Here is a 12793-nt window from a genome sequence, read left to right as displayed (position 1 = left end):
TCAGCCGCGCCGGTCCATCGACATCTGCAGTGCCGCACGAGCCTGGTCGCGGATGTCCTTTGTGGTCGGCTGGGGCTTGGGCTCGGCCTTCTTCTGGTCAGACATGACAGGTCCCCTCGGACGTCGTTGCACGGCTGGTTCGTCGGGCCCACCGGACCGGGGTCGCCGGTCGGGGTGCTGCCCCACGGGAGCCGAGTCGACGGGGTGGGTCGACCCTCATGAACCGAAGTGACGGTATTGCCGTGCGCACCTTCGCCTCGCTCCCCGGCCGCCTGCGGGCGGATCTCCTCGGCCAGCGCGGAACACCCGCGGCGGGGAGCTGGCCTGTCAGGAGCAGGCCCCGCCGCGGCGGCGAAGGATGAGTACGGGATGCGTCACGCTGTCTAAGTTAACGTTCAGTTTCAGGATGTGCCCGCCATTCTCAAAATCCAGGACACAGACATCCCGAGAGGGCGGCTCAGCGGGCCAGGAAGTGCCAGCCCAGCCACCACCAGAAGCTGAACATCACGATCCGGCCGACCGGCACCCGGCGGATCCGGTACCGCATGACGAAGCCGCACAGCGTGCCGAGGGTCGGCAGCGTGGAGCCCGGTCGCCGTGCCGCCCATTCCATGCCGATGGCCAGGACGAACCCTGACAGGAAAGCCACGATCGCCAGATCCCGTGCGACGATCACCGGCGCACCAGTCCCCAGTACCCGGTGAGCCAGCCGAAGTACGCGGCGGCCCGGGCCGGATACCCCTCCAGGATCGGATCGAGCAGCCGCGACAGCGTCGGGGCGTGGTCGGTCGAGCCGGCCAGGAAGTTGACCGCCTCCACAATGCCGATCGCGAGGGCCGGTACCAGCCACCAGTTCGCCCGCCTCGACAGCCGCCGCACCGGGTCCCGGCGCGGCAACCGGGTCGACATGCCCAGCCAGAACAGCGCGCCACCGACCGCCAGGATCAACGCCTCGGCGCCGAAGGAGAACGAGGGAAAGAGCGCACCGACCAGAGAGATCAGCGCGAACACCGGCACGAGGACCAGTGGCCGCGCCCACCCGCTCGGCGCATCGACGGTCATCTGCGAGGATTGATCCATCCCCGCATTGTCACCGGCGCGCCGAGCGCACCGTAAGGGGTTGTGCTCCCTGAGTTACCCCTGAATTCAGCTCTGGTCGCGACTGGCGAGGATCTCCTGGTCCTCGTCGTCGCTCTCCTCGACCCGGTACGGCTGCGGGTCGCCCGCGTACTTCGCACCGGCCGCCCGGCGCTGCACCTCGGCGTCGGCGTTGCGCGCGGCCGCCAGCAGTTCGTCGATGTGCTTCGCCTGATCCTGCACATTGTCGAGGACGAACGTGAGCGCCGGCGAATGACGCAGACCCAGCGCCTTGCCCACCGTGCTGCGCAGCAGGCCCTTGGCGCTCTCCAGCGCGGCGGCGGTGCCCGCCTCGGCGGCGGTGTCACCGAGCACCGTGTAGAAGACGGTGGCTTCGCGCAGGTCGGCGGTGATCCGGGCGTCGGTGATCGTGATCATGCCGAGTCGCGGGTCCTTGATCTGCGTACGCACCACCGAAGCGACGAGTTCCCGCACTCGTTCGGCGTGCCGGCGCACCCGGGCCGGGTCCGTCATGTCGCTCACCTCCGCATGTCCACCAACGTCTCGACCTTACCCGCGCCGCACCCACGCGCCCGGGCAGTACCCGCCGCACCGGGTCTCCTGGGCACCACCTGGTACCCGGGCCGCGGCGCGACCTACACGACCTAGTCGTCCTCGCCGTACAACCGCCGCCGCACCGACAACAGCTCAATCTCGGGGCGGCGCACGACCGCCTTCTCGCACGAGTCGAGGACCTCGGCGACGTGACCGGCGTCGGCAGCGACCACCCCTACACCGATCTCGGCCCGTCCGTGCAGGTCCAGGGCGCCCACCTCGGCGGCCGACACCTCGAACTTGCGGAGCGCGGCGATGATCGGCCGCACGTACGACCGCTTGGCCTTCAACGAATGACAGTCGCCGGGCAACAACATGTCGAAGACCGCGGTTCCGGTGTACACGCTCAAAGTCTAGATCTTGATACGCCGGGCGGCTAACGGTTATCCGCACCGACCACGCCGGGCCGGCGGGCGTCACCAGCCTGCGACCGTCGGCGGCCGGCCGCGGGCTTCACCGGCCCGGCGGTACCGGCCCGGAAGGCGGACCGGCCCCGGGATGGTCGCCCCGGGGCCGGTCCGCGTTACGAGGTCGTCAGCTGCGCGGCTTCTCGCGCATCTCGAACGTCTCGATGACGTCGCCGACCTGGATGTTGTTGAAGCCACCGAGCGTGATACCGCACTCGAAGCCCTCGCGGACCTCGGTGGCGTCGTCCTTGAACCGGCGCAGCGACGCGATGGTCGCGTTCTCGGCGACGACGGCACCGTCGCGGACGACCCGAGCCCTGGCGTTGCGCCGGATGAGACCGGAGCGGACCAGGCAGCCGGCAATGATGCCGACCTTGGAGGAGCGGAACACCTCGCGCACCTCGGCGGTACCGAGCTGCGCCTCCTCGTACTCGGGCTTGAGCAGCCCCTTGAGCGCGGCCTCGATCTCCTCGATGGCCTGGTAGATGACGGTGTAGTACCGCATCTCCACGCCCTCGCGGTCGGCCAGCTCGCGGACCCGCTCGGCGTGCCGCACGTTGAACCCGATGATGATCGCGTCCGACGCACTCGCCAGGTTGACGTCGTCCTGGGTGATCGCACCGACACCGCGGTGGATGATCTTGAGATGCACCTCGTCGGAGACGTCGATCTTGACGAGGGCGTCCTCGAGAGCTTCCACCGAACCGGACACGTCGCCCTTGATGATGAGGGCCAGCGAGGTCTTCTCGCCCTCCTTCATCTGCTCGAACAGCGTCTCCAGCGTCGCCCGACCGCGCGAGTTCGCCATCTGCGCCGCGCGGCGGCGAGCCTGCCGCTGCTCGGCGATCTGGCGGACCGTCCGGTCGTCGTCGGCGGCCAGGAAGGTGTCACCCGCTCCCGGCACCGCGGTCAGACCGAGCACCAGCACCGGACGGGACGGGCCCGCCTCGGACACCGGCTGCATGTTCTCGTCGAGCATGGCCCGGACCCGGCCGTACGCGTTGCCCGCGACGATCGAGTCACCGACCCGCAGCGTGCCCTTCTGGACGAGCACCGTGGCGACGGGGCCCCGACCGCGGTCGAGGTGGGCCTCGATCGCGACACCCTGGGCGTGCCCGTCGACCGGCGCCCGCAGTTCCAGCGACGCGTCGGCGGTGAGCAGGATCGCCTCGAGCAGGTCGTCGATGCCGATACCCGGCTTCGCCGCGACGTTGACGAACATCGTGTCGCCGCCGTACTCCTCGGCGACCAGGCCGTACTCGGTGAGCTGCTGACGCACCTTGTCCGGGTTGGCCTCCGGCTTGTCGATCTTGTTGACCGCGACCACGATCGGCACCTCGGCCGCCTTGGCGTGGTTGAGCGCCTCGATGGTCTGCGGCATCACGCCGTCGTCGGCCGCGACGACCAGCACGACGATGTCGGTCACCTGGGCGCCACGGGCACGCATGGCGGTGAACGCCTCGTGACCCGGGGTGTCGATGAACGTCAGCGCCCGCTCGGTGCCGTCATGCTCGACCGCGACCTGGTAGGCACCGATGTGCTGGGTGATGCCACCGGCCTCGCCCGCGACCACGTTCGCGTGCCGGATCGCGTCCAGCAGCTTGGTCTTACCGTGGTCGACGTGGCCCATGACGGTGACCACCGGCGGCCGGACGACCAGCCGCTCCTCGTCAACATCGGCGTCGAGGTCGATGTTGAACTGCGCGAGCAGCTCGCGGTCCTCGTCCTCGGGGCTCACGATCTGCACGTCGAAGCCGAGGTGCTCGCCGAGCAGCAGCAGCGTGTCGTCGGAGCACGACTGGGTCGCCGTCACCATCTCGCCCAGGTTGAACATCTCCTGGACCAGCGAGCCGGGGTTCGCGTTGATCTTGTCGGCGAAGTCGGACAGCGAAGCACCACGCGACAGCCGGACAACCTGGCCCTGACCGCGCGGGGCGCCCGAGCTCATCTGCGGAGCAGACAGGTTGTCGAACTCTTGACGCCGCTGCTTCTTCGACTTGCGACCACGCGTCGGCCGGCCACCGGGGCGCCCGAACGCACCGGCTGTGCCGCCACCGCGACCACGACCGCCGCCGCCACCGGGACGACCCGCTACGCCGGCACCAGCGCCAGGAGCGCCGCCACCGCCGCCGGGACCGCCACGGAAGCCACCGCCGCCGCCGCCACCACCGGGACGGAAGCCGCCGCCACCGCCACCGCCGCCGCCACCGGGACGGAAGCCGCCGCCACCGGGACGACCGGCGCCGCCACCGCCGCCACGGAAGCCACCGCCACCGGGACGACCCGCACCGCCACCCGGGCCACCCGGACGGACCGGACGCTGGCTGGGCATCTGGGACGGGTTGGGCCGCGGCGGCATGTTGGCCGGGTTGGGCCGCGGCGGCATGTTGGCCGGGTTGGGCCGGGGCATGCCGGCCGGCGTGGGCCGCGACGCACCGCCGCCGCCACCGGCCGGGTTGATTCCGAACGGGTTGTTGCCACCGCTACGCGCCGGGGGACGCGCACCGGGGCGAGCCCCGGCGGGACCGGGACGCGGAGCCGCGGGCTGCGGGGCCGCGGGACGCGGGCCCGGGCGCGGACCCGGAGTCGGCGCACCGCCGGCCGGGGGTTCCCGACGAACGGTCTCGCGCTGCTGAGCGGCCTGCTGGGCGGCCTTGACCTGGGCCTCCTGCTCGGCCTTGAGCGCGGCGGCACGCGCCTCGGCGGCCGCCACTTCGATGTCGTGCGCGCTGGCCGGCTTGGTCACCGGCTGCTGCGGACGCGGCGGACCGGGGACCGGTCCCCGCCGTACCGGCGGAGCCGGCTGCGGCGCGCGCTTGGGAGGCGCCGGACGGGCCGACACCTTGGACTCGCCTGCGGGCGCGGCGGGAGCCGGCGCCGAGGGCGCGGCGGGGGCGGCCGGGGCGGATGGCGCCGCCGACCCCGCTTCGAAGGCCGCCCGCAGCCGGCGGGCGACGGGCGCCTCGACCGTGCTGGACGCGGACTTCACAAACTCGCCCATCTCCTTGAGCTTGGCGAGTACGTTCTTACTTTCGACCCCGAGCTCTTTGGCGAGCTCGTGTACGCGGGCCTTGCCTGCCACTGCACTCCTAACTCCGAGGCCGGCAGCGGCGAACCCGCGCCGACCTCACTCGTGCACTAGAAGCCTGATCATGTCAGTGACTTCATCGTGTGCTCATGTTGGTCGTCCTACCTTGCTGGTCCGGGTGGGGCGGGACGCTCCCACCATCGGTGGTTCCGAGTGGACCGGGATGGGCGCCGACAGCCTCGGCTAGCGGCCCGATGTCGATGACACCGGAGACGCGAAGCGCGCGCCCGAAGGCGCGGCGACGCTCCGCCAGCGCGAGACATGCCGGGTCAGGATGCACATGTGCGCCCCGGCCCGGCCGTCTGCGTGCCGGATCGGGCGCGAGGCTGAACCGGTCAGCACCGTTCTCGATCGCGACTACCCGCAGCAACTCGGAGGCTGGCACGCGCTTCCGGCAACCGACACAAGTGCGCACCGGCCGGGCAAGCCCGACCGTCACCGGAAGTGCGCGACGTACCACTGAACAAGTCTACCCTCTGGCGCAGAGTGGAAGTCAGCCCACCTCGCCCGCCCGCTCCGAGGCCGACTGCGCCACCGTCTCGGTGTCCGGCCGGATGTCGATCCGCCACCCCGTCAGCCGCGCCGCCAACCGGGCGTTCTGCCCCTCCCGGCCGATCGCCAGCGAGAGCTGGAAGTCGGGCACGGTCACCCGGGCCGCCCGGTTGACCGGGTCCACGACCTCCACCCGCAGCGCCTTGGCCGGCGAGAGTGCGTTGCCGACGAACGTGGCCGGGTCGTCCGACCAGTCGATGATGTCGATTTTCTCACCGTGGAGTTCGCTCATCACCGCGCGGACCCGGCTGCCCATCGGCCCGATGCAGGCACCCTTGGCGTTGACCCCGGGTGCGGTCGCCCGTACCGCGATCTTGCTGCGGTGCCCGGCCTCCCGCGCGATGGCCGCGATCTCCACCGTGCCGTCGGCGATCTCCGGAACCTCCAGCGCGAACAGCTTCTTGACCAGGGCCGGGTGGGACCGCGACAGGGTGATCTGCGGACCCCGGAAGCCCTTGGCGACGTGGACGACCACGCACCTGATCCGCTGGCCGTGCTCGTACACCTCCCCCGGCACCTGCTCGGCGGCCGGCAGGCTCGCCTCCAGCTTGCCCAGGTCGATCTGGACGATGCCCTTCTCCGCCCGCGCCTCGTGGGCCTGAATCACACCTGTTACCAAGTCCCCGTCACGGCCCGCGTATTCCCCGAAGTGCGCCTCGTCCGTGGCTTCGCGCAGCCGCTGCAGGATGACCTGCTTCGCGGTCATGGCCGCGATCCGGCCGAAGTCGTGCGGGGTGTCGTCGTACTCCCGCAGGATCGTGCCGTCCGGCCCCAGCTCCTGCGCGTACACCGTCGCCGCTCCGGTCCGGCGGTCGATCTCGACCCGGGCGTGCGGGTTCGACCCGTCGGTGTGGCGGTACGCGGTCAGCAACGCGGTCTCAATCGCGGCGAGGATCGTGTCGAACGGAATCTCCCGCTCGCGCTCCAGTGCGCGGAGAGCCGCGAGGTCGATGTTCACTCCTCGTCGCCTTCTTCCTCGTCGTCGATCTCGTCGAGCTCGGAATCGGTGAGCTCGGTCAGCCTGTTGAACTCGATCTGTACTCGGCCGGGCCCGAGCTGCGCGTACTCCAGCCGGTGCGGCTGGCCTTCCACCTCGAGGTCGACACCGGCGTCGTCGGCGGCGGTGATCCGGCCCACCACCGACCGGTCGGCGGCGGTCACCTTCACCAGGCGGCCGACGTTGCGTCGCCAGTGGCGCGGCAGGGTCAACGGCCGGTCGACCCCCGGCGAGCTGATCTCCAGCTCGTACTCCCCCACGACCAGGTCGTCACCGGACTCCTCGGCCTCGTCGAGCGCCGCCGAGACGTTGCGGGACAGCTCCGCGACCGTGTCGAGGTTCACCCCGTGGTCGCTGTCGACCGTGATCCGGACCTGGTGGCGTCGGCCGACCCGGGTGAGGGACAGCCCCTCCAGGTCGTAACCCGCCGCCGTCACGATCGGTTCGACGACCACCTGCAGCCGGGAGCGCCGCGCGGCGAGGTCACCGCTGGCCGCTGGCCGGGGCCGGGCGGTCGCGCGCTCGCTGGCATGGCGGCGGCGCTGCTGTGGCATGTCCACACCCCTCCCCGGTCGTCGTCACGACGTCACCAGCAGCGACATCGTAGGCAGCTGAGCCTCCACCCACGTCGCGACGCGGGTGGCCTGTGGCCTGAGCGTAACGCGTGGCCGTGCCGCGTGTACCGGTGCCGCTCCGATCGGGGACACGGAGTACTCCGCACGGTGCGATCACCAGGACGTGGAGTACCCCGGGCCGGCGCGCCCGCCGGGCGCGGAGTACGCACCCGCCGCCACGCCGACGCGCGGGGTGGCGGCGAGGACCTGACGGTTCCGGTTGAAGCCATGGTGTTGACTGTGCCGGTGCACAACGGCGATGAGCGTCGCGGATACGACCGGAGGCGCGAGGGGTACACCCGGCGAACGGTGTTGCGGGCGACGGCGGGCGGCGTGGCCGCCGTCGTCGCCCTGTCCGGCTGCGACGGCACCCAGCGCGAGGGCCGGCCGCCGGTGGCACCCGACCCACTGAACCCGTTCTACCGCGACACCGCCGCCCTGCTGGCCCGGTACGAGGCCACGCTCACCGCGCAGCCGGCGCTCGCCGATCGGCTCGGTCCGCTGCGCGACACCCACCGCGCGCACCTGGAGGCGCTGGCCCGCGAGATCGGCCCCGGCCTCGACACCCCGCCGGCGTCGAGCAACGCCGCCGCCGACTCACCCACCGACCCGGCGGGCGCGCTGGCCGCGCTGCACAGGGCCGAGAAGGATGCCGCCGCGGCGGCCCGGACCGCCTGCCTGTCCGCGCCGTCGTACCGGGCCGTACTGCTCGGCTGCATCGCCGCCGCCCGCGCCAGCCACGTGGAGGTGCTGTCGTGACCGTGGATCACCGCGTGGTCCGGCCCGGCGGAGCGGGCCGGTGAGCGCCGGCCGACTGGTGGACGCCCTGCGCGCCGAGCATGCCGCGATCTACGCGTACGGGGCGCTCGGCGCCCGCCTCGACGCCGCGACCGCCCCGGTGGCGGTGGCCGGCGAGTCGGCCCACCGCTCGCGCCGGGACAAGCTGACCGAGCGCCTGCGCGCCCTGCGGGTCTCGGCACCGCCGGCGGAGCCCGCGTACGCGCTGCCGGAGCCGGTTCCGGACAAGGCCGCCGCGCTGCGCCTCATGGTCACCGTCGAGGAGCGCTGCGCGGCGATCTGGCGGCAGGCCCTGCCGGAGGTCACCGGCGACGACCGGGCCCTGGCCGTTGACGCCCTGGTCGACTGCGCGGTCCGCGCGGCGAAGGCACGGACCCTCGCCGGGGTGAAGCCGGCCACCGTGCCGTTCCCCGGCCGGTAGCGTCCGGCGCCGTTCTCACGCCCCCGCTCCCGACGGCGCCACTCTCCGGGAATCCCGCTCCCCGGCGTGGCAGCTTGCGTCGACCATACTCGGTATACATACTCAGTATTTATGTCGATCAAGTTCGGCCTGCTCGCCCTCCTCGAACGCGGGGCGATGTACGGCTACCAGCTACGCACGGCCTTCGAGGAATCCACCGGAGGCACCTGGCCGCTCAACATCGGCCAGGTCTACACGACGCTGTCCCGCCTGGAACGCGACGGCCAGGTGCGCCCGTTGCCGGAGTCGGAGGCCGGCCAGCGGCCGTACGAGATCACCGACGCCGGGCGGGCGGAGCTCGCGGTGTGGTTCGCCACCCCGATCAGTCGCGCCGACCGGCCCCGCGACGAGCTGGCGATCAAGCTGGCGCTCGCGCTCACCACCCCCGGCGTGGACGTCCGCGCGGTGGTGCAGACCCAGCGCACCGCGACCATGCGGACCCTGCAGGAGTACACCCGGCTCAAGGCCGGCTCGGACGCCGCGACCGACCTGCCCTGGCGGCTGGTCCTCGACGCGATGCTGTTCCAGGCCGAGGCCGAGCTGCGCTGGCTGGACCACTGCGAGGCGAGCCTGGTGCGGCACCGGCCCGCACCACGCGCGGCGGCCGTCCCGCCGGAGCCTGCCCCGTCCGAGGCGGAGGTGCGGCAGCGGTGACTGTGCTGGAACTGCGCGACGTCCACCGCACCCACGGCGACGGCGACACCGCCGTACACGCGCTGCGGGGACTCTCCCTGAACGTGCGCCCCGGTGAGCTGGTCGCGGTCATGGGGCCCTCCGGCTCGGGCAAGTCGACGCTGCTCAACCTGGCCGGCGGCCTCGACCGCCCCACCAGCGGCGAGGTCGCGGTCGAAGGCCAGGTACTCGGGACGATGTCCCGCCGCCGGCTGGCCGAGGTACGCCGCCGGAGCATCGGATACGTCTTCCAGGCGTTCAACCTGCTGCCCAGCCTCACCGCGGCGGAGAACGTGGCGCTGCCGCTGGAGCTAGACGGCGTCGGAGTGCGCAAGGCCCGGCGGGAGGCCCTGCGGTCGCTGGCCGAACTGGAGCTGACCCACCTGGCCGACCGGTTCCCCGACCAGATGTCCGGCGGCCAGCAGCAGCGGGTGGCCATCGCCCGCGCCCTGGTCGGACCGCGCCGACTGGTTCTCGCCGACGAGCCCACCGGCGCGCTCGACTCCGAGACCGGCGAGGCCGTCCTGCGGGTACTGCGGGCCAGGATCGACGCCGGCGCGGCGGGGGTGCTGGTCACCCACGAGGCGCGCCATGCCGCCTGGGCCGACCGGGTGATCTTCCTGCGCGACGGGGTGGTCGTCGACTCCTCCGGCCCACTCGCGCAGCCCGAGCAGCTGCTGGCCGCACCGGGGGCCGGCGCGTGAACCGGTGGTGGAGCGGATGGCATGCCGCGCTCCGGGTCGCCCGCCGCGAGGCCCGGCGCGGCAAGGGCCGGTCGGCGCTGGTCATCGCCATGATCGGGCTGCCGGTCGCCGCCCTCGCCTTCGCCGCCGCCACGGTGGACATGTTCACGCTGCGGCCGATGGAGAAGCTGGAGCGCACGGCGGGAGCCGCCGACGCCCTGGTGATCCGGGCCGCCGACGGACCGGTACACCAGGAGCCGGACCGGCTGATCTGGGCGCCGGACGACCTCGACCCCGACCCGCCGGCCGACCCGGACGCGGCCGCGGCCCGGGACGCCGTGCGGGCGGCGCTGCCGTCGGGGACCCGCCTGGTCTCCGAGGTCACGTTCGCCGTACAGGTGCACACCGCGACCGGCGTCGGCGACCTGGAGGGACGGGCCCTCGATCTGACCGACCCGATCACCCGTGGCATCGCCGAGGTGCGTCACGGCCGGGCCCCGCACGGGCCCGGTGAGGTGGCGCTGTCGCGGGCGGCCGTCGCCCGTACCGGGGCCGGCGCGGGTGGCACGCTGCGCCTGTCCGACGGGCAGCCCTACCGGGTCGTCGGGGTGGTCGAGTTCCCCGACCAGCTCCGTGAGATCGCGCTCTTCGACCCGGCGCATGTGCCGTCCGGCAAGGCCGTCTCGAACGCCGGTGAACGCTGGCTGGTGGACACCCCCGCGCCGCTGCGGTGGTCCGACGTCAGGCAACTCAACCGGCGCGGCGTGGTGGCCCTGTCCCGGGACGTGATCCGCCATCCACCCGCGGCGAGCGACGTCGTCCCGGTGGTTCAGGGCGGTTCCACGACCGTGGAGACCGTGTCGCTGGGCGCGCTCGTGGTCGGCATGGCGGTACTGGAGATCGTCCTGCTGGCCGGGCCGGCGTTCGCCGTCGGTGCCCGCCGCCGCCAGCGGGACCTGGCGCTACTGGCCGCGAACGGCGCGACGCCCGCGCACCTGCGCCGGGTGGTGCTCGCCGACGGGGTGGTGCTGGGAATCGCCGGCGCGCTGGCCGGCATCGCCGTCGGCATCGTGGCCGCCTTCGCCGCCCGGTGGCCGCTGGAGGAGTACCTGGTCCACGCCCGTGCGGGTGGTTACCGGGTCTTCCCGTCAGCGCTCGCCGGCATCATCGCGTTCGCCCTGTTCACGGCGCTGCTCGCGGCGGTGGTACCGGCGTTCGTGGCGGCGCGGCAGGACGTGGTGGCCGCGCTCGCCGGCCGCCGCGGCGCCACCCGGTCGCGCAAGCGATGGCTCGCCCTCGGCGCCGGAGTCGCGGTGTCCGGCGCGGCCCTCGGCACCCTCGGCGCCTGGCGGGTATCGACGTCGCTCATCCTCGCCGGGCTGGTCGTCGGCGAGTTCGGCCTGGTGCTGTGCACCCCGGCGCTCGTCGGGCTGGTCGCCCGGATGGCCCGGGTGCTGCCGCTCTCGGCGCGTGTCGCGCTGCGCGACACCGCGCGCAACCGCGCCGCTGCCGCCCCGGCGATCTCCGCGGTGATGGCCGCGGTCGCCGGCAGCGTGGCGCTCGGGGTGTACCAGAGCGGCGTCGACCTCCAGCAGCGCAACCAGTACGTGCCGACCCTCCCGCACGGGTACGCGAGCGTGTCGTTCGACGACGGCCCGGGCAACGCCGGCACGGTGGCGGCACCGCCCGTCGCCGAGGTGACCGACGTGCTTCGCACGAGCCTGGCCGCCCGGGACGTCGTACCGGTGGTCGGCGCCGAGTGCCGGCCCACCGCGTCCGAGGAGGCCTGCGTACCGAGCCTGCGGGTACCGCTCGACCGGCGCTGCCCGTTCACCGGCGAGGGCGAGCAGCGGCAGCTGACCAGCGCCGAGCAGCGGGCCGCCGCCCGTGATCCGCGCTGCCGGACCAAACTGTCGTGGTCGTACGCGGTCGTCAGCGCGCCGTTCGTGGTGGACGACGGCACCCACCTCGCGACGCTCACCGGCGCCGGCGGGGACGGGCTCCGCCGGGCCGTCGAGACGCTGCGGGCCGGCGGGATCGTGGTCTTCGACCGTGACTTCGTCGAGAACGGCGAGGTGACGATCGACCTCGCGGTCCACCCGCGCGCCGAGGTCTCCCCGGCGCCACCGGCGCTGCTGGCATCGGTGCGGGCGCGGGCGTACGCCCTCGACGGCGGGCCGGCCACCGCCCAGGCGGTGATCTCCCCCGTGGTCGCCCGGCAAGCGGGCCTGGAGCAGCAGGTGAAGGGTCTCGTGGCGGCGACGACCCACGTACCCACCCAGGCCGAGCGGGACCGGCTGACCGCCGGCCTGCGGCACCTGGACGACCACTACGCGTGGAGCGTGGAGGACGGGCCCGGCAGCGACCTCAGCCTCATGATGATTGTGCTGAGTGCCGCCGCGGCGGTGATCGCGCTCGGCGCGGCGGGGGTCGCGACCGGGCTGGCGGCCGCCGACAGCCGACCGGACCTGGCCACCCTCGCGGCCGTCGGGGCGTCACCGGGGCTGCGACGGCGGCTGTCGCTCAGCCAGAGCGGTGTGATCGCCGGCCTCGGTTCCCTGCTCGGCGCCGGTGCGGGGCTCGGCGCGGCGGTAGCGGTGCTGGCCGCGCTCAACCGGCGCAACGCCGACACCTGGCCGGCCCCGGCGCCGTACCCGATCACCGTGCCGTGGCTGAACCTGGCGGTGGCGCTGCTGGTCGTACCGGCGGTGGCGATGCTCGGGGCCGGGCTGCTCACGCGCTCCCGGCTACCGGTCGAACGGCGCCTGTGAACGGCGCGGCGGTGGCCGGGTCTTCCCGGCCACCGCCGTCGTCACGGATCGTCCCCGGC

General features: G+C 73.1%; 13 protein-coding genes. 5 read left to right on the top strand and 8 right to left on the bottom strand.

Annotation, left to right across the window (positions count from 1 at the left end; genetic code table 11):
* Positions 1–457 precede the first annotated feature (457 nt).
* The 8 genes from ACNTMW_RS07575 to rimP all read right to left on the bottom strand — a co-directional run bounded on the left by ACNTMW_RS07575 (position 458) and on the right by rimP (position 7290).
* Positions 458–613 (bottom strand): DUF6186 family protein, encoded by a 156-nt coding sequence (locus ACNTMW_RS07575; RefSeq protein WP_426632853.1) that lies wholly within the window; start codon positions 611–613, stop codon positions 458–460.
* A 59-nt stretch (positions 614–672) separates the two neighbouring features.
* Positions 673–1080: a hypothetical protein gene (locus ACNTMW_RS07570; RefSeq protein WP_426632690.1), complete on the bottom strand. Its 408-nt coding sequence runs from the start codon at positions 1078–1080 to the stop codon at positions 673–675.
* A gap of 66 nt (positions 1081–1146) precedes the next feature.
* Positions 1147–1611: a 30S ribosome-binding factor RbfA gene (gene rbfA / locus ACNTMW_RS07565; RefSeq protein WP_426632689.1), complete on the bottom strand. Its 465-nt coding sequence runs from the start codon at positions 1609–1611 to the stop codon at positions 1147–1149.
* A gap of 131 nt (positions 1612–1742) precedes the next feature.
* Complete coding sequence (locus ACNTMW_RS07560) at positions 1743–2036, bottom strand: DUF503 domain-containing protein (protein WP_426632688.1); 294 nt, start codon at positions 2034–2036, stop codon at positions 1743–1745.
* Between the two features lie 190 nt (positions 2037–2226).
* Positions 2227–5181, bottom strand: a complete 2955-nt coding sequence (infB, locus tag ACNTMW_RS07555) for a translation initiation factor IF-2 (protein ID WP_426632687.1) — start codon at positions 5179–5181, stop codon at positions 2227–2229.
* Between the two features lie 82 nt (positions 5182–5263).
* Positions 5264–5572 (bottom strand): YlxR family protein, encoded by a 309-nt coding sequence (locus ACNTMW_RS07550; RefSeq protein WP_426632686.1) that lies wholly within the window; start codon positions 5570–5572, stop codon positions 5264–5266.
* Between the two features lie 108 nt (positions 5573–5680).
* Complete coding sequence (gene nusA, locus ACNTMW_RS07545) at positions 5681–6697, bottom strand: transcription termination factor NusA (protein ID WP_426632685.1); 1017 nt, start codon at positions 6695–6697, stop codon at positions 5681–5683.
* Positions 6694–7290, bottom strand: a complete 597-nt coding sequence (rimP, locus tag ACNTMW_RS07540) for a ribosome maturation factor RimP (protein ID WP_426632684.1) — start codon at positions 7288–7290, stop codon at positions 6694–6696. The genes nusA and rimP overlap by 4 nt, the downstream gene beginning before the upstream one ends.
* A 288-nt stretch (positions 7291–7578) precedes the next feature.
* On the opposite strand from rimP, the gene ACNTMW_RS07535 reads away from it, so the two are divergent.
* From ACNTMW_RS07535 to ACNTMW_RS07515, 5 genes are all read left to right on the top strand, one after another.
* Positions 7579–8109: a hypothetical protein gene (locus ACNTMW_RS07535; RefSeq protein WP_426632683.1), complete on the top strand. Its 531-nt coding sequence runs from the start codon at positions 7579–7581 to the stop codon at positions 8107–8109.
* A 40-nt stretch (positions 8110–8149) separates the two neighbouring features.
* On the top strand, positions 8150–8569 hold the full coding sequence (locus tag ACNTMW_RS07530) for a ferritin-like domain-containing protein (RefSeq protein ID WP_426632682.1): 420 nt from the start codon (positions 8150–8152) through the stop codon (positions 8567–8569).
* 111 nt (positions 8570–8680) lie between these two features.
* A complete protein-coding gene (locus ACNTMW_RS07525; protein WP_426632681.1) occupies positions 8681–9262 on the top strand; it encodes a PadR family transcriptional regulator in 582 nt (193 codons plus the stop codon).
* The gene (locus ACNTMW_RS07520) at positions 9259–9984 is read left to right on the top strand and encodes an ABC transporter ATP-binding protein (RefSeq protein ID WP_426632680.1); all 726 of its coding nucleotides are present in this window, start codon (positions 9259–9261) and stop codon (positions 9982–9984) included. The genes ACNTMW_RS07525 and ACNTMW_RS07520 overlap by 4 nt, the downstream gene beginning before the upstream one ends.
* Complete coding sequence (locus ACNTMW_RS07515; protein ID WP_426632679.1) at positions 9981–12734, top strand: FtsX-like permease family protein; 2754 nt, start codon at positions 9981–9983, stop codon at positions 12732–12734. Before ACNTMW_RS07520 ends, ACNTMW_RS07515 begins: the two co-directional genes overlap by 4 nt.
* The last annotated feature ends 59 nt before the right edge of the window (positions 12735–12793 follow it).

The organism is Planosporangium spinosum, from assembly GCF_049999945.1.
In the GTDB taxonomy this organism is placed as follows: Bacteria; Actinomycetota; Actinomycetes; order Mycobacteriales; family Micromonosporaceae; genus Planosporangium; species Planosporangium spinosum.
Note: the sequence above shows the minus strand (reverse complement) of the source record. Positions and strands in the feature narration are given on the sequence as shown.

Coding starts and splice junctions, on each gene's coding strand:
- ACNTMW_RS07525 (WP_426632681.1), top strand. CDS start 8,681: ATGTCGATCAAGTTCGGCCTGCTCGCCCTCCTCGAACGCGGGGCGATG.
- rimP (WP_426632684.1), bottom strand. CDS start 7,290: ATGCCACAGCAGCGCCGCCGCCATGCCAGCGAGCGCGCGACCGCCCGG.
- rbfA (WP_426632689.1), bottom strand. CDS start 1,611: ATGACGGACCCGGCCCGGGTGCGCCGGCACGCCGAACGAGTGCGGGAA.
- ACNTMW_RS07570 (WP_426632690.1), bottom strand. CDS start 1,080: ATGGATCAATCCTCGCAGATGACCGTCGATGCGCCGAGCGGGTGGGCG.
- ACNTMW_RS07575 (WP_426632853.1), bottom strand. CDS start 613: ATGGAATGGGCGGCACGGCGACCGGGCTCCACGCTGCCGACCCTCGGC.
- ACNTMW_RS07535 (WP_426632683.1), top strand. CDS start 7,579: ATGGTGTTGACTGTGCCGGTGCACAACGGCGATGAGCGTCGCGGATAC.